The 15,602-nt window shown below is 35.2% G+C and carries 19 protein-coding genes; 17 read left to right on the top strand and 2 right to left on the bottom strand.

The window, feature by feature from the left end; translation table 11 throughout:
- Positions 1–98: 98 nt before the first annotated feature.
- The 8 genes from MNO09_RS22670 to MNO09_RS22635 all read left to right on the top strand — a co-directional run bounded on the left by MNO09_RS22670 (position 99) and on the right by MNO09_RS22635 (position 7,414).
- Positions 99–509 (top strand): cytoplasmic protein, encoded by a 411-nt coding sequence (locus MNO09_RS22670; protein WP_088106993.1) that lies wholly within the window; start codon positions 99–101, stop codon positions 507–509.
- Between the two features lie 10 nt (positions 510–519).
- Positions 520–1,710 carry a flagellar hook-length control protein FliK gene (locus MNO09_RS22665; RefSeq protein WP_140399216.1) on the top strand — a complete coding sequence of 397 codons (1,191 nt, stop codon included), beginning with the start codon at positions 520–522 and terminating at the stop codon, positions 1,708–1,710.
- A 3-nt stretch (positions 1,711–1,713) separates the two neighbouring features.
- Positions 1,714–2,301: a flagellar hook assembly protein FlgD gene (locus MNO09_RS22660; protein ID WP_001143476.1), complete on the top strand. Its 588-nt coding sequence runs from the start codon at positions 1,714–1,716 to the stop codon at positions 2,299–2,301.
- A 16-nt stretch (positions 2,302–2,317) separates the two neighbouring features.
- Positions 2,318–3,667, top strand: a complete 1,350-nt coding sequence (gene flgE, locus MNO09_RS22655; RefSeq protein WP_088106995.1) for a flagellar hook protein FlgE — start codon at positions 2,318–2,320, stop codon at positions 3,665–3,667.
- Between the two features lie 49 nt (positions 3,668–3,716).
- Positions 3,717–4,055, top strand: a complete 339-nt coding sequence (locus MNO09_RS22650; protein WP_088106996.1) for a DUF3964 family protein — start codon at positions 3,717–3,719, stop codon at positions 4,053–4,055.
- Positions 4,056–4,295: 240 nt separating this feature from the next.
- Positions 4,296–4,781 (top strand): hypothetical protein, encoded by a 486-nt coding sequence (locus MNO09_RS22645; RefSeq protein ID WP_000068318.1) that lies wholly within the window; start codon positions 4,296–4,298, stop codon positions 4,779–4,781.
- Positions 4,782–4,901: 120 nt separating this feature from the next.
- Positions 4,902–5,810 carry a chemotaxis protein gene (locus MNO09_RS22640; RefSeq protein WP_016088523.1) on the top strand — a complete coding sequence of 303 codons (909 nt, stop codon included), beginning with the start codon at positions 4,902–4,904 and terminating at the stop codon, positions 5,808–5,810.
- Positions 5,811–6,466: 656 nt separating this feature from the next.
- The gene (locus MNO09_RS22635) at positions 6,467–7,414 is read left to right on the top strand and encodes a DNA-binding domain-containing protein (RefSeq protein ID WP_098116669.1); all 948 of its coding nucleotides are present in this window, start codon (positions 6,467–6,469) and stop codon (positions 7,412–7,414) included.
- Positions 7,415–7,509: 95 nt separating this feature from the next.
- On the opposite strand, the gene MNO09_RS22630 is transcribed toward MNO09_RS22635, so the two are convergent.
- Together MNO09_RS22630 and MNO09_RS22625 are read right to left on the bottom strand one after the other, a co-directional pair.
- Positions 7,510–8,310, bottom strand: a complete 801-nt coding sequence (locus MNO09_RS22630; RefSeq protein WP_088106998.1) for a flagellin N-terminal helical domain-containing protein — start codon at positions 8,308–8,310, stop codon at positions 7,510–7,512.
- A gap of 203 nt (positions 8,311–8,513) precedes the next feature.
- Complete coding sequence (locus MNO09_RS22625; protein ID WP_088106999.1) at positions 8,514–9,647, bottom strand: flagellin N-terminal helical domain-containing protein; 1,134 nt, start codon at positions 9,645–9,647, stop codon at positions 8,514–8,516.
- Between the two features lie 256 nt (positions 9,648–9,903).
- Between MNO09_RS22625 and MNO09_RS22620 the strand changes: the two genes are divergently transcribed.
- The 9 genes from MNO09_RS22620 to flhB all read left to right on the top strand — a co-directional run bounded on the left by MNO09_RS22620 (position 9,904) and on the right by flhB (position 15,578).
- Positions 9,904–10,689 carry a lytic transglycosylase domain-containing protein gene (locus MNO09_RS22620; RefSeq protein ID WP_088107000.1) on the top strand — a complete coding sequence of 262 codons (786 nt, stop codon included), beginning with the start codon at positions 9,904–9,906 and terminating at the stop codon, positions 10,687–10,689.
- Positions 10,690–10,751: 62 nt separating this feature from the next.
- Positions 10,752–10,976 (top strand): flagellar motor switch protein FliN, encoded by a 225-nt coding sequence (locus tag MNO09_RS22615; RefSeq protein WP_000775712.1) that lies wholly within the window; start codon positions 10,752–10,754, stop codon positions 10,974–10,976.
- Between the two features lie 14 nt (positions 10,977–10,990).
- A complete protein-coding gene (fliM, locus tag MNO09_RS22610) occupies positions 10,991–11,977 on the top strand; it encodes a flagellar motor switch protein FliM (protein WP_088107001.1) in 987 nt (328 codons plus the stop codon).
- A 10-nt stretch (positions 11,978–11,987) separates the two neighbouring features.
- A complete protein-coding gene (gene fliN / locus MNO09_RS22605; RefSeq protein WP_064476531.1) occupies positions 11,988–12,347 on the top strand; it encodes a flagellar motor switch protein FliN in 360 nt (119 codons plus the stop codon).
- A 12-nt stretch (positions 12,348–12,359) separates the two neighbouring features.
- Positions 12,360–12,680: a hypothetical protein gene (locus MNO09_RS22600; protein WP_000121176.1), complete on the top strand. Its 321-nt coding sequence runs from the start codon at positions 12,360–12,362 to the stop codon at positions 12,678–12,680.
- Positions 12,677–13,435: a flagellar type III secretion system pore protein FliP gene (locus MNO09_RS22595; RefSeq protein WP_061680559.1), complete on the top strand. Its 759-nt coding sequence runs from the start codon at positions 12,677–12,679 to the stop codon at positions 13,433–13,435. The genes MNO09_RS22600 and MNO09_RS22595 overlap by 4 nt, the downstream gene beginning before the upstream one ends.
- Before the next feature lie 33 nt (positions 13,436–13,468).
- On the top strand, positions 13,469–13,744 hold the full coding sequence (locus MNO09_RS22590; RefSeq protein WP_001098085.1) for a flagellar biosynthetic protein FliQ: 276 nt from the start codon (positions 13,469–13,471) through the stop codon (positions 13,742–13,744).
- A gap of 15 nt (positions 13,745–13,759) precedes the next feature.
- The gene (locus MNO09_RS22585) at positions 13,760–14,521 is read left to right on the top strand and encodes a flagellar biosynthetic protein FliR (protein ID WP_001055715.1); all 762 of its coding nucleotides are present in this window, start codon (positions 13,760–13,762) and stop codon (positions 14,519–14,521) included.
- Between the two features lie 10 nt (positions 14,522–14,531).
- Entirely contained in the window at positions 14,532–15,578 is a 1,047-nt protein-coding gene (gene flhB, locus MNO09_RS22580; protein WP_001040116.1) for a flagellar type III secretion system protein FlhB, read from the top strand.
- The last annotated feature ends 24 nt before the right edge of the window (positions 15,579–15,602 follow it).

The raw sequence follows: 15,602 nt of genomic DNA, 5'->3' as shown, positions 1-15,602 counted from the left end.
CTTATTTTTTTGTTTTTTAATATTTCACAGATTTTTTTGGAAAAAAACTATATAATAGAAAAAGAGAACGTTATAATAGGAAGGGGCTATGAAAACAGGTGGATAAGCAGCAGTACGACACGGTAAAATTGCAAATAAATCAAGAAAAAGAACAGATTTTGAAAGAAGTGTATGAATTAACAGCTGAAAAAAGAAAAATAGAACAAAAAAAAGAATATGATTTATATGTTGTGAAATCGCGTAGTAAAGTCGTACAAACTGGGCAGCGTATAATGGCTGGCATGCTTTCGTCACATACGTTTTCACCTGAAAGAATAGAAGAATGGAATCGGAAAATTAAAAAAACGGAAGATTTTATTCGAAAAAATGAAAGCCTTTTAGAACAGGTAAAAGAAAAAGAACGTGTCATTGATGAGATGTATCAAGAAGATTGTAAAAAACTTGCAAAAGTACGAGAAAAGCAGGAAGAAAAAATGCTTCTTGATTTGAAAATGTGTATGAATGGATGAGGTGAATATAGTGATACAGTCTGTATTACCGGTGCAACAAAGTTTACCTCCGCAAAAAGAAAAAGGGCTAGAAGTACAATCAAAAAGTGAAGATTCTTCATTCGATCGTACGATGAGAATGGAAAATAAAAAGCAGCCGAAAACGGAGAAAATGAAACGAGAAGAAGCACCAAAAGAAGAAAAAAAAGAATATATTCTTTCTAAACAATCAGTAACAAAAGAAGAGCCAATTGTAAAGAAAGAAGAAAAAAAAGAGACAGAAAAGTTGTTATTAGCTGTATCTGAGCAAATGGTTGCAATTGAGCAATTACGTGTGCAGCCAGAATTGTTATATCAATACATACAAAAAATACAAGAGCTGTATAAAGAATATGGAAATATAAAACTTAACGAATTACCCGCAGCAGAATTACAACAATTACAAGAACTTCTTTCCAATATGAATATCAAAAATGCTATATGTTTAGAAGATACAATGCAAATGGTATTAGATAAGGTGACGATGGCGGAGCAAACGATGCAAGCTTTGAAAGTTGTAGAAACAGAAACTTGTAATATTGCAAAGAAACAAGAAGAACCGAAAAACGCGGAAATTCTAAAAAATGAAAATGATGAGGAGATAGTAAAGAGAGCTCTAGATTTAGAAAAAATTTCACCAAAGGATTCGGCTAAAGGCTCTGAAAAAGTTCAAGCAAAAGAATTAGTTCAAAATGAAGAAACAGTTATAGCGAATGACTCAGAAATGCATGGAGCTGAATTATTTCAAAAAACAGTGGGCAGTGACCCAATAGTAAGACAAAATGGAACGACTGAGAAAGTGACATTACCTGACTTAGGGAAGAAAATGGAAGCACAAGTAGAAGCATTGCAAAAATTTGTAGTAAAACAAGAACGTGTTTTATTCCAGCTCAATCCAGAAAAACTTGGTACATTAACTGTGTTTATGAAAAAACATGGAGATCAAATTGATGTTCACGTAGAAATGGAAAAACATGATGCGAAAAAACGTGTTGAGATCATTTTTGATGAATTGAGACTGAAGTTAAAAGAAAAAGAAATCAATATTCAAATTAGTTATTCAGATAAAGATGAAAATCGTAAAGAACAGCGAGAACAAGAGCAAAGGCAAAAACAAAAATTAGCAAGTACGAAACATGAGAAACAACATGCAAAAGAATTTGTGGGATTATTGGAGGAATAAAGCGTGCCAACAGTTGGATTAAATACAACGAGTACAAATCATATTCCGTTACAAGCAGGAGCGCAAACAAAGAACGCAGCTGTTAACGGTGGTGTACAATCGCCAGTTCAAAAAGCGAACGGGGTATCAACGGGTACTCAAAACACACCTGGTATTATGAATAAAGATGATTTTTTAAAGCTTTTTTTAGCTAGTTTTCAACAGCAGGATCCATTTAATGCGATGGATACGAACCAAATGATGAATCAAACGGCTCAACTGTCCCTTATGGAACAAGTACAGAATATGACGAAAGCCGTTGATAAGCTTCAAGCAACGATGTATTCGACAGCTCTTGATGGAGGGATGAAGTTTTTAGGAAAGTATGTTAAAGGTGTTAACGACAAGGGAGAAAAAGTATTTGGTCAAGTGGAAACAGTGCGACTTGCTGAAAATAATGATGTCCAACTTATTGTTGGTAACCAAGTTGTCTCAACCCGCTTTGTAGAAAGAGTTTCAGATAAACCGATAACGGAAACAAATCCAGAAGATGAGAAAAAAGAAAATACAGAAACGGCTGGAGAAACTGAAGAAGTTAAAGAAAATAAATAAGGAGTGTACATAAGTTATGATTAAAGCGTTATATACAAGTATTACAGGAATGAGTGCAACACAAAATGCATTAAGTGTTACTTCAAATAATATTGCGAATGCGCAAACAGCAGGATATAAGAAGCAAAAAGCTATTTTTGATGATTTACTATATAATAATACGGTTGGTTCACGCGGTGATGGTTCTTATGCTGGTACGAATCCAAAGAGTGTTGGTAATGGTTTGAAATTTAGCGGTACAGCTACAGATTTTAGTGATGGTTCTATTACTTTAACCGGTGAGAAGATGGAAACAGCAATAGAAGGAAATGGTTTATTTATAGTTGGGGACCGTAACGGGGGAAATATTGAGTATACTAGAAAAGGTTCTTTCGGTGCATCTGCTGACAATTTTATAACGGCTACAGGTGGACAATATGTATTAGGGTATGGTGTAAAACCAGGTACACAAGAAATAGATTTTTCATCGCAACCAAGTGCGATAAAACTTCCTGTTGGTTCGGCCATAGGAGGAAGTGTAACTGATAAGGCAACACTAGGTGGAAATTTATCTAGAAATCAATCAAATCTATCAACAGATTTTACAATTTATGATGATGAAGGAAATTCAATCACATTACGTTTAGATATTAAACAGGCTACAAGAAAAGAGCCTGTTGGAGATGGTAAAGGTGATGGAGATGGTGAAAAGACAGTTGATGTACCTGTTCCAGGAGAATATACATATACATTCTCTATGAGAAATGATTCTCAAAATGAAAAAGAATTTAAGCCTGTTAATGGGGAAGACGGTACACCTTTAACGAAAAACATTAAATTTGATAAAACTGGTAAATTAGAAAAACTAGATGAAGATGTGCAACGTAATCCACAAACAGGAGAGGTTACACAAGGTGGGACTATAAAGATTCCATTTGCTAATAAAGACCTAGAGTTGAATTTAGGTGGTTTAACAAACTATCCAACAGGAAAAACACTTACAGCAACAAATGTAGCGGGACGCCCAGCAGCAATTGCAAATGATTATTCTATTTCTGACGGTGGTTTCGTTATGATGAGGTATTCAGATGGTAGTATGAAAGTTGTAGGACAATTAGCAGTGGCTACATTCCCAAACACAGGTGGTTTAATGAAATCAGGAAATGGTAATTACATTGCAACGCCATCGTCAGGTATTCCAGCAATTGGTGTTGCAGGTGAGAATGGTGCGGGTAACGTACGCGGTGGAGCGAAAGAAAGTTCAAACGTAGATTTATCTGTAGAATTCGTTGACTTAATGTTATACCAACGCGGATTCCAAGGAAATGCGAAAGTAATTAAAGTGTCAGATGAAGTATTAAATGAAGTTGTAAACTTAATTCGATAATATATAATAAAGAAAAATTGTAATGTAGTAGAAAGGGTTTTTTATTCGTATGACGACAAGACAAGAGCGAATTTTACAATTGCCTTTTTTCGAGAATAAACGTGAACTTGCTGAGCAAGTGTTAAAAATGGAACGAGAAGAGCATGTCTATTTACCGGATCAATTTGAAATTAAGCAAGTGCCTCCATATTCATTTGGTGACAAGCAATCAATCATTGGCCGTATTCATGAGTTTTATTTCGTAAGTGTTGGTAGCGAGGGAGAATGGAAATATCAACTGTTTAAGGACGAGATAAAGTGCCGTGAGTTTTTTATTACGCTATCAGGGATAACGGATCAGCAGATTGCATTTTGGTTCAATAACATAGAGTTATTGAAAAGCTCTTAAAAAGTTTTTAAAAGCCCTTTTTTAGGTTTTGAGAGAGGACCTGGCGGTGTGTGGTGGCGGTTAGTGCTTATGTGGGTGCTCGACCGTTGTTTAAGACCAGAGATATGGAGAGTTACTAGGTTAGTTTAAGAAGATGTAAACGAAGTGTAGTATGAATAATACCTGTGGTCTTAAAGTATTAGATGGGATTAATATATTTATTTGTGGCGATAGATTTTTATAAAAGGAGAGGTGAGGAGGATGGCGCAGAATAAGTATCGCGTTACATTCATTTCGCCAAGTGAGGTTGAGCAGCGGACTGTAATGGCGGCGAGTAGTTTGCCGGATTTAATTCGTAAAGTAGAGAGTATTATTGCAGATCCGAACGGTTATTTTGTAAATGATAAAAAAAATAATTGCTATTTTAAAGTGATTAAAGAAAATGTTACATTTATTCAATATGAGTTACTATTTTCAGATAAAGAAATTCATATTGAAAAATTAAAACATATAGCACCAGCTATATTGAAACAATTATTTAAAAAAATAAATGATCCAGAATTATATGCGCTTGCGCTACTCGATGTTGATATAGCGACGAAAGAATATGTGCTAGAAGAAATGGATTCGGAGCTAAGAATAAGAGTAGAAACGGAGCTTTCGAAAAAGTGGGAAGCAATGCCGACAGAAATTGTAGGAGCACAAGAAGTGTTATTAGAGGCACTTGCTTCGTTTATACAAGATTAAGCGTCTTTTAAAATAAATCGTTCGACTATCTATATTTTTTATATAGGTAGTTGACTTTTTCTTTTTAATAAAGCTTAATAATTAGATATACGGAATTAATGGAAGGGGAGCGACACCTTTATGTCACAAGCACAAAGTATTTTATTAGAAAGCGGAACAAATGAATTAGAGATTGTCACATATACTGTTGGTGAAAATCTATTTAGTATTAACGTAATGAAAGTACGTGAAATCATTAATCCATTTCCTGTTACAACTGTGCCAGAATCTCATCATGCAGTTGAAGGTGTTGTTCAAGTACGTGGTGAAATTTTACCTGTTATTAACTTAGCGACAGCTCTTAATTTAAAATCGACAAAGCCACTTGATCAAACGAAATTTATTATCTCTGAATTAAATCAAATGAAAGTTATTTTCCGTGTGGATGAAGTGCATCGTATTCAACGTATTTCTTGGGAACAAATTGATGAACCAGCTTCATTGTCTATGGGACTAGAAGAAACGACATCTGGTATTGTAAAACTAGATGGGCAAATTATTTTACTATTAGATTATGAAAAAATTGTATGTGAAATTAGCGGTACTGGTTATGACAATAAATCACTTTCGGGTTTAGAGCAAAAAACAGATCGAGCTGAAAAAGTTATTTATATAGCAGAAGATTCAGCGATGCTTCGCCAAATATTAGAAGAAACATTATCATCAGCTGGATATACGAAAATGAATTTCTTCAGCAATGGTGCAGAAGCATTAGCACAAATTGAAAAATTAGCGAAAGAGCAAGGGGAAAAAATGTTTGAACATATTCACCTGCTAATTACTGATATTGAAATGCCGAAAATGGATGGACATCATTTAACGAAAGTTGTTAAGGATAGTGAAGTAATGAATCGTTTACCGGTCATTATTTTCTCTTCATTAATTACAAATGAATTATTCCATAAAGGCGAAGCTGTAGGAGCAAATGCTCAAGTAAGTAAGCCGGATATTCAAGAGTTAATTGGTTTAGTTGATAAGTTAGTGCTTTAAAAGCTTCTTTTTAGCTGGAATAGAGGAGCTAGCCATGCATGGTGGCGGTTAGTGCATAATAGAGCCCCATGCGATGTGAGACCAGATATATGGAGTGGTTTTAGGTCAGTAGAAGAAAAGAGCCTTTGATTGAGGGTTTGAAGAACTGATATACAACTCTATTTTTTTAGTAGGGAGGAGGGAACTAGCCACGTGTAAGTAGTACTGGCTAGTTCCTTTTTTGCATTCTATACACTGTTTTTTGCATTCTATACACTGGTACAGGTAGAAAGATTAAACGTTTCTGGAGTGTTTGTGGCTGTATGAATAGTCTCTACTTTGAGATTTTCAATTCGTTTAATGAATAAATAGCGGGCTTGTTTATTTGAAAATATAAGAGAACGTATTTTTGGAATATACTAGTAAAGTTGTGTAGTAACGCAAACTTTTTCGGTGAAAATACATCCGAAATACCATATAATATAATTAATATGTAATTATACATATTAATTAAAAATATTTTTTCTATTTCTATACTTTCTATACATTTTTGTATGTTTAATATTTGACAGATAATTTCGAAATGTTATAATATGGATATGAAAAAATTCTATTTTCTAAAAAGACATGGGAGTCAGATAAGAATTGTGAAAGGATGAGGGGGAGTGGCACAGATTATGTATCACCACACAGCAATCAATGTATTAAATCTTTTACAAAACATGTCAAATAATAAAATGAACGATGTGCAACTAGAAGGGGAATTAAAAAAAATAGAGAAACAATTCCGAGTAGAGTATGAAGAATTAGTTGATTTATATAATAGAATGGTATTATTTCAAATAGATATCGAAAAAAATGGCGGGATGCGGGCGTATGAAAAATCTACAATTACATGGCTGAAGTCTGAGCTAGAGTTACTGTATGAAGTGTATCAATTTTCCCAACGTCACGGTTTAAACATTATTAATATTTCAAAATACGTTAGTAAAAAAGAACTAAATCTTTTTCCAAAAACAGCAAGTCAATTACAAAATACGTATTACAAATTAAAAAAATGTGAAATACCGTTTGAAAATATTGAAAAACAAAAACCAGGACGAAAGCGAAAATATACACCTGTAAAAGAACCAATTGTTGAAATAAAAAAAGAAAACAAACAAGAATTAAGAAATGAAGTTCCAAATACAGAGAACGAAAAAAATCTTGTAACAGTTATATCTGGTATTGTTGATAATTTTGAAACGATCAGCCAGTGTAGTGAAAGAAAAGAGCATGAACTACATCAGTTCATGGAAGGAATCTATAAGCTTTCTAGCATGGCTGCAGAGCGTTCAAAAGGTGAAAAGAATGCTCGTGGTCTTGAGGGCGAATTACATGTATTACGGGTTGAAAATGAAAGGTTAAAGCGAGAAAAGGAAGAGCTTGTTCATGATATAAAAGAAATGACGCAGCATTTAATTCATTTCATTACGAGCTCTGATATCAATCAAATTCGCACATTACCTTTCTTCGTAAAAGAATGTAAACAAGATTTGCATAAATTAGGGTTATATAACGCACAAGACAGTAAAATGAAAATTATGGTTGATCGTAGTGGACAGGTTATGACTGTAACGCAGTAATAAAATTTGGGTACAAAATAAAAGGGAGATACATAGTGTATATGTATTTCCCTTTTGTTTTGTATGGAATCGTTTCGAAGAAGGAAGATGATTTTTTAAGATTGTAGTAACTTGGAAACCATTTGCGGAATTTGATTTGCTTGTGAAACCATACTAAGGGCAACTTCAGTTAACAATTTAAACTTTAAAAAATCGCTCATTTCCTGCGCCATATCCGCATCTTCAATTCGAGATGCAGCATCTGTTAAGGCCATACTTTGGCTATTTAAATTTTCAATATTAAACTGTAAACGATTGATCATAGCCCCAAGATCAGCACGATGAAGTGATACATTTTGTAAAGCCTCTTCAATTTTACGAATTGCCGCTCTTGCTTCTTGTTCTGTTGAAATCTTGATGTCATGTTGTGTAGGGGAAGGGGGAATATGTTTTATCATATTTACTGTATGACCAATATCATCTAACGTAACAGGCCGGTTTTGTTCATCAAATACGGATAAATCATTAAACTCAGTCGTCTCGCCAATATAGCCAATTTGCTCTATTAAAGACTGAAACTCTTTATTCAGTGAATCACGGTTTTTATTTGAATTTGTACCATTTGCAGATTGAACAGCTAAATCACGCATACGTTGCAAAACATTCGTTACAGTTTGAAGGGCAGCTTCCGCTGTACGTAGCATCGATATCGCATCCTCATTATTTCGAATGGCCACGCGCATACCACTCGCTCTCGCATGCATACGAGTCATAATCGCAACATTAGCTGGATTATCAGAAGCATGGTTTAACTTCTTACCAGTCGCCAAATGCTCCATCGCAACTTTCATACGTTTTTCATTCTCATATAGCGATTGCCTAGCATTCATACTTAAAACATTCGTACCAATACGCATAATAGACACTCCTTATAGATTGATATAGATTTAGTGTTTTAAAGCTAATAAACGGCTATGAAAAGACAAAAAAGCTTATCAAGATAAGCACTGACCACCTCTGTACACCGCAAATGTTATCTTTCACCAAAAAAAGAAGGTTTTACAAAAAATAAACCTCTCCGCAAGCAGAGAGGTTTATTCATGAAGCTAAATCAAATGGCTTATTGTAATAATTTAGAAACCATTTGTGGAGTTTGGTTTGCTTGAGAAAGCATGCTGATACCAGCTTCGTTCAAGATTTTGAACTTAGTCATTTCAGACATTTCTTTCGCCATGTCAGCGTCTTCGATTTGAGAAGCAGCTGAAGCCATAGAAGAAGATTGGCTCTTCAGGTTGTTTACGTTAAAGTCAAGACGGTTTAATGTAGCACCTAGAGTTGCACGGTTTGAAGCGATTGTATCTAATGCAGCATCAATTGATTTAATTGCATTAGAAGCGTTTGGTGAAGCTTTTGTAATATCACCTGCTGCAGGTGCAGTATAAGCAGTTCCGATTGCCTTAGCTTTTGCAAGATCTGGAGTAGCATCAGCTTCGAAAGCTGTAATTGCATCCGTAACAGATTTAATTTGTGCATCACTCATTAAGTTTTTGTCAGCTTTAGCAAATGCTGTTTTAAAGTCAGCAACTGCTGAATTAATTGCTGCTGCAGCTGGAGTACCAGTTAACCCAGTTAATGCTGTTTTAGCAGTACCTACAGCATCAATATTTGTTTTATCTTTAGCAATATCTGCTGCTGTAAGTGTGATTGTTTTATTACCAGTTCCTTCAATAGATAACTTATCAATATTTAAAGCTGTAGTAGATGAATCAGCTAGATTAATATTGATTTGTTTCGTTGTATCAGCGTTATCTAAAGTTTGAATAGCAATAGATTTGTTATCACCATTTAATAATTTCTTATCGTTAAACTCTGTGTTTTTAGAAATGTAATCAATTTGTTCTTTTAATGCAGAAAATTCTTTATCTAATGCTTTTTGGTTATCGCTAGTGTTCGTACCGTTCGCAGATTGGTTAGCGATGTCACGCATACGAAGTAAGATGTTAGATACAGAGTTTAAAGCTGAATCAGCTGTACGGATTAATGACATACCGTCTTGCGTGTTGTTAGCAGCTACTCCTAGTCCACTTTCACGTGCACGCATACGAGTTGCGATTGCAAGACCTGCTGCATCGTCAGAAGCGTTGTTGATACGTTTACCGCTTGATAAACGGTCCATAGCGTTACTCATTTTAGCTTGGTTTTGGCGCATGTACTCTTGCGTACGCATGCTGTTAATGTTTGTATTAATTCTCATGTTAAGAACCCCCATTTTTTTATATTGACTTTTCTGCAAATTGAAAAACGGTAATATGCGAAAAAATCAATTTCGAGATTTATTGTAATCCCTGTCATAGCGGGTGTCAACTAAAAATTCGAATTAATAAATATAAAAAAATAACAGTTTAACAATATATTCATTTTTTTATTACAATATTATTAAAAGGATTATTGCAAACTTTAAAAAAAAACTCTAATATTAGATTATCTTTGTTTACCGAAAAGGTGATATTATGTTAGTTGGAAATATAGTAAAAGAAGTGCTTGCATATAAGAAAGGACAAATTCAGCAAAAGTTAAGTAGTCCACAAGCATTCGTTAGTAGTCGTTTTCAAGAGAAGTTGCAGAGTGAACCTGCGAAGGAGACGAAGGGTACTACGCAGCCGGCAAATGTAGAGGATATGAGTCAGCCGGAACAATCTACGAAAATAGAAACGGTCGTAAATAAACCGGAACAATCTATTAATAAAGTAGAGGAAGCGAGTAAGCCTGAAGAAAAAGCTGAAACGAAGAACGTAGATGAAGTGCAAGTCGCACAAAAAGAGTTTGAACGACGTTTCCCAGAAACGAAAAATGAGGCTGCTGATACGTGGGAATTAACGAAGAAGTATAATATTCAAAAAATACGTTCTTCCAATGAGGGGAAGTATGAGGATATTATTGATCGCGCTAGCCGTACATACGGAATTCCGAAAACGTTAATTCAAAAAATGATTGAAGTAGAGTCTAATTTTAATCCGAAAACGGTATCACATGCAGGTGCGATGGGTCTTATGCAGCTTATGCCAGCGAATGTGAAAGAGATGGGTATAAAAAATCCATTTTCACCAGCTGAAAGTATTGAAGGCGGTGTGAAAGAGTTAAGCGGTTATTTAAAGAAAAATAACGGCGACTTAGTATTGGCACTTGCTTCTTATAATGCTGGCCCTGGTAATGTGAGAAAGTACGGAGGCGTACCGCCATTTAAAGAAACGCAAGGATATATTAAAAAAATATTAAATATCGACGTTTCAAAATAAGAAATTTCATATATAGAGAGAACATGAAATTTTCGTGAACATGATATGGGAGTTGGCTAGATTTGAAATTACAAGATGATATTCCGTTAACAATTTATTTTGAAATCGGAAATACGAAAAAGAAAATTGAAGATTTGCTTCATATAACGAAAGGTACATTGTATCGTCTTGAAAATTCAACGAAAAATACGGTACGTCTTATGCTTGAGAATGAAGAGATTGGAACCGGAAAGATTTTGACGAAGAATGGAAAGATGTACGTTGAAATCGTTGAATTGAAAAGGTAGGGAAGGGGATTGTCATGAGTGGCGAAAAATTAAGCCAAGAGCAAATTGATGCCCTGCTGAAGGCGGTAAATGAAGGCGAGGAAATGCCAGCTTTCGCACAAGAAGCAGGGAAGCAAGAGAAATTACAAGAGTATGATTTTAATAGACCGGAGAAGTTCGGTGTTGAGCATTTACGTAGCTTGCAAGCGATTGCTTCTACATTTGGTAAACAGACGTCACAGACGTTGGCAGCGCGTATGCGTATTCCAATTGAGCTTGAGCCTTCAACGGTTGAGCAAGTTCCGTTTACGAGTGAGTATGTGGAGAAAATGCCGAAAGATTACTATTTATATTGCGTTATTGATCTTGGCCTCCCGGAGCTTGGAGAAATTGTTATTGAGATTGATTTAGCGTTCGTTATTTATATTCATGAATGTTGGCTTGGTGGAGATAGTAAGCGTAACTTTACGATGCGCAGACCACTTACCGCATTTGAGTTTTTAACACTGGATAATATTTTTATGCTCCTTTGTAAAAATTTAGAGCAATCATTTGAAAGTGTTGTGGCGATTGAACCGAAATTTGTAACGACGGAGACAGACCCGAATGCATTAAAGATTACGACAGCGAGTGATATCATTTCATTACTGAACGTAAATATGAAAACGGATTTTTGGAATACGACAGTGCGTATCGGTATTCCGTTCTTATCTGTTGAAGAAATTATGGATAAGTTAACATCTGAAAATATTGTCGAACATTCTTCGGATAAACGTAAAAAGTATACGTCTGAAGTGGAAGTGAAAGTAAATCAAGTGTACAAACCTGTTCACGTTGCAATTGGTGAGCAGAAGATGACAATGGGCGAGATTGAACAAATTGAAGAAGGCGATATTATTCCGCTTCATACGAAAGTTTCGGATGAATTACTTGGTTATGTAGATGGAAAGCATAAATTTAATTGTTTTATTGGGAAAGATGGAACGCGTAAGGCGCTCTTATTTAAAAGTTTTGTAGAGTAGGAGGATCCATATGAAGCATGAAGTATCTCCTGTGTCATTAATGGGATTAGAAGATTTTGCAGGGAAGCGAAATGAAGCAGGTAAAGCACATATTGATACTGTTTCAGATATTTCGATTGAACTTGGTGTAAAGCTTGGAAAGGCATCTATTAAGCTTGGTGATGTGAAGCAATTAAAAGTGGGCGATGTTCTGGAAGTAGAGAAAAACTTAGGACATAAAGTAGATGTGTATTTAAGTAATATGAAAGTCGGCATCGGTGAAGCGATCGTAATGGACGAGAAGTTCGGTATTATCATTTCTGAAATTGAAGCTGACAAGAAGCAAGCTGCGCTTATGAAAGCGCAAAGTCAAATGCAAGATAAAGAGTAGAGGAGGAGTCATATGTCGTATATGACGACCTTATTTCAAGTCGTTTTACTATTTGGTGCGCTCGGCTACGGTGCATATTATATGACGAAAAAGACGCGCAAGCAGCAGTTTTTTAAGCAAGGTGAAAATGGCCATATTCAAGTGAAAGACGGTGTGTATTTAAATCATCAAACGAGCGCCTTTTTATTTGAAGTGGACGGCAAGCAAGTGTTCACTGTTATTAGTAATAACGGTGTACAATCTGTGCAATTAACAGGAACAGGAAATCAGTTTCAACAAGCGCTAGAAGACGCGGTGAAGAGTGAAACGAAAAAAGTAGAGGATCCATCATGAGAATAAAGAAACAGTTATCAGTATTAGCCGTTATTTTCGTATTTTCTATCGTTTTTTCAATTGTTTTTGTAAATCCAGCGTATGCGGCCCCGAACGGTTTTATTAATTTCGAAAATGGAAAAGAGTTTACGAGTAATTCAAGTGTACAGCTATTTGCGCTCGTTACCCTTTTATCATTATCTTCGTCTATCGTTCTATTATTTACACATTTTACTTATTTTATGATCGTTCTTGGGATTACACGTCAAGGACTTGGGGTAATGAACTTACCACCGAACCAAGTGCTTGTAGGACTTGCACTATTTTTATCCCTCTTTACGATGCAGCCTGTACTTGGGCAGCTAAAGAGCGATGTTTGGGATCCGATGACGAAAGAGAAAATAACAGTAAGTCAAGCTGCGGAGACGACAGCTCCGATTATGAAAGAGTATATGTCAAAGCATACATATAAGCATGATTTAAAAATGATGCTGAAAGTGCGCGGAGAAGAGTTGCCGAAAGATTTGAAAGATCTTTCCTTATTTACGCTCGTACCATCCTTTACGTTAACGCAAATCCAAAAAGGGTTGTTAACGGGGATGTTCATTTATTTAGCGTTTGTATTTATAGATTTGATTATTAGTACACTTTTAATGTACCTCGGGATGATGATGGTACCACCGATGATTTTAAGTTTACCATTTAAAATACTCGTTTTCGTATATTTAGGTGGATATACAAAAATCGTCGACATTATGTTTAAAACGGTCGCCTGAAGCGTTTGATGCTATGTGATAGGAGTCATATAAATGAATACGTCACCAATTATAGATATTTTTCAAACCTTTTTTTATAAAGGGGTTATGATTTTAATGCCGGTTGCCGGCGTAAGTATGATTGTCGTTATTATTATCGCTGTCATTATGGCGATGATGCAAATTCAAGAGCAAACGCTGACGTTTTTACCGAAAATGGCGAGTATTGTACTCGTTATTATCATTTTAGGTCCGTGGATGTTTCAAGAGTTAACGACGCTTATTTTAGATTTATTTGATAAAATTCCATCGCTATTGCGTTCGTACTAAGATGGGTGAACTGAAATGAATATGGAATTATGGGCGGCGACGTTTTTTGCGTTTTGCCGCATTACTTCATTTTTATATTTTTTACCGTTTTTCTCAGGTCGATCCATTCCAGCAATGGCGAAGGTTACAGTTGGACTTGCACTTTCGATTACAGTGGCCGATCAAGTTGATGTCTCTCACATAAAGACAACTTGGGACGTTGCAGCTTATGCAGGTACGCAAATTGTAATTGGATTATCGCTTTCAAAAATTGTAGAAATGCTGTGGAACATTCCGAAAATGGCAGGGCATATTTTAGACTTTGATATAGGTTTATCACAGGCAAGTTTGTTTGATGTAAATGCAGGATCACAGTCTACTTTACTTTCAACCATTTTTGATATATTTTTTCTTATTATTTTTATTTCACTTGGCGGCATTAATTATTTCGTTGCCACGATTTTAAAGTCGTTTCAATATACAGAGGCGATTTCAAAATTGCTGACGACTAGTTTTTTAGATAGTCTACTCGCAACGTTATTATTTGCGATTACATCAGCGGTTGAAATTGCTCTTCCGCTTATGGGAAGTTTATTCATCATTAACTTTGTTCTTATTTTAATCGCAAAAAATGCACCACAATTAAATATTTTTATGAATGCATTCGTCATTAAAATTACGTGTGGTATTTTGTTTATTGCGATGAGTGTACCGATGCTCGGTTATGTGTTTAAAAATATGACAGATGTATTGCTTGAAGAATATACGAAACTATTTAACTTTTTCTTAACGAAGTAGGGGGACGCGCATGGCAAAGGATAATAAAACAGAAAAGGCCACCCCGCAGAAGCGTAAAAAATCGCGTGAAGAAGGGAATATTGCCCGGAGTAAAGATTTAAATAATTTATTTTCCATTCTCGTATTAGCAGTTGTCGTTTATTTTTTCGGAGATTGGCTCGGTTATGAGATTGCAAATTCTGTAGCGGTGCTATTTGATCAAATTGGGAAAAATACAGATTCGACCGAGTATTTTTATTTAATGGGGATTTTACTACTAAAAGTATCAGCTCCAATCTTAATACTCGTATACGCTTTTCATTTATTTAATTATATGATTCAAGTCGGTTTCTTATTTTCTTCTAAAGTCATTAAGCCGAAAGCGTCGCGTATTAACCCAAAAAACTATTTTACAAGATTGTTTAGTCGTAAAAGTTTAGTAGATATTTTGAAGTCACTGTTTTATATGGGATTAATTGGTTACGTCGCTTACGTTCTCTTTAAAAAGAATTTAGAAAAAATTGTTAGTATGATTGGATTTAACTGGACTGCGTCACTTACTGAAATTATTAGGCAAATTAAATTTATCTTTTTAGCTATTTTAATTATATTAATCGTTCTATCTATTATTGATTTTATTTATCAAAAGTGGGAGTACGAACAAGATATTAAGATGAAAAAAGAAGAAGTAAAACAAGAGCATAAAGATAATGAAGGGGACCCGCAAGTAAAGGGGAAACGAAAAAACTTTATGCATGCGATCTTGCAAGGAACAATTGCGAAGAAGATGGATGGTGCAACGTTTATTGTAAACAACCCCACTCATATTTCGGTCGTACTTCGATACAATAAACAGGTTGATGCAGCACCAATTGTCGTTGCAAAAGGGGAAGATGAGCTCGCATTATATATACGAACGCTTGCCCGTGAACAAGAAATACCAATGGTAGAAAACCGTCCGCTTGCTCGTTCTTTATATTATCAAGTCGAGGAAGATGAGACGATTCCAGAAGATTTATACGTAGCTGTAATTGAAGTTATGCGCTATTTAATTCAAACGAATGAACTTGAAGTATAATAGCGCGGTTGGAGGAGATCTCTT

Origin of the sequence: Bacillus sp. N5-665, from assembly GCF_022637375.2 — a bacterium.
GTDB classification, from domain to species: Bacteria; Bacillota; Bacilli; order Bacillales; family Bacillaceae_G; genus Bacillus_A; species Bacillus_A wiedmannii.
Note: the sequence above shows the minus strand (reverse complement) of the source record. Positions and strands in the feature narration are given on the sequence as shown.

Coding starts and splice junctions, on each gene's coding strand:
- MNO09_RS22585 (WP_001055715.1), top strand. CDS start 13,760: ATGAATATGGAATTATGGGCGGCGACGTTTTTTGCGTTTTGCCGCATT.
- MNO09_RS22640 (WP_016088523.1), top strand. CDS start 4,902: ATGTCACAAGCACAAAGTATTTTATTAGAAAGCGGAACAAATGAATTA.
- MNO09_RS22645 (WP_000068318.1), top strand. CDS start 4,296: ATGGCGCAGAATAAGTATCGCGTTACATTCATTTCGCCAAGTGAGGTT.
- MNO09_RS22590 (WP_001098085.1), top strand. CDS start 13,469: ATGAATACGTCACCAATTATAGATATTTTTCAAACCTTTTTTTATAAA.
- flhB (WP_001040116.1), top strand. CDS start 14,532: ATGGCAAAGGATAATAAAACAGAAAAGGCCACCCCGCAGAAGCGTAAA.
- fliN (WP_064476531.1), top strand. CDS start 11,988: ATGAAGCATGAAGTATCTCCTGTGTCATTAATGGGATTAGAAGATTTT.
- MNO09_RS22595 (WP_061680559.1), top strand. CDS start 12,677: ATGAGAATAAAGAAACAGTTATCAGTATTAGCCGTTATTTTCGTATTT.
- MNO09_RS22600 (WP_000121176.1), top strand. CDS start 12,360: ATGTCGTATATGACGACCTTATTTCAAGTCGTTTTACTATTTGGTGCG.
- MNO09_RS22625 (WP_088106999.1), bottom strand. CDS start 9,647: ATGAGAATTAATACAAACATTAACAGCATGCGTACGCAAGAGTACATG.
- fliM (WP_088107001.1), top strand. CDS start 10,991: ATGAGTGGCGAAAAATTAAGCCAAGAGCAAATTGATGCCCTGCTGAAG.
- MNO09_RS22630 (WP_088106998.1), bottom strand. CDS start 8,310: ATGCGTATTGGTACGAATGTTTTAAGTATGAATGCTAGGCAATCGCTA.
- MNO09_RS22635 (WP_098116669.1), top strand. CDS start 6,467: ATGTATCACCACACAGCAATCAATGTATTAAATCTTTTACAAAACATG.
- MNO09_RS22620 (WP_088107000.1), top strand. CDS start 9,904: ATGTTAGTTGGAAATATAGTAAAAGAAGTGCTTGCATATAAGAAAGGA.
- flgE (WP_088106995.1), top strand. CDS start 2,318: ATGATTAAAGCGTTATATACAAGTATTACAGGAATGAGTGCAACACAA.
- MNO09_RS22650 (WP_088106996.1), top strand. CDS start 3,717: ATGACGACAAGACAAGAGCGAATTTTACAATTGCCTTTTTTCGAGAAT.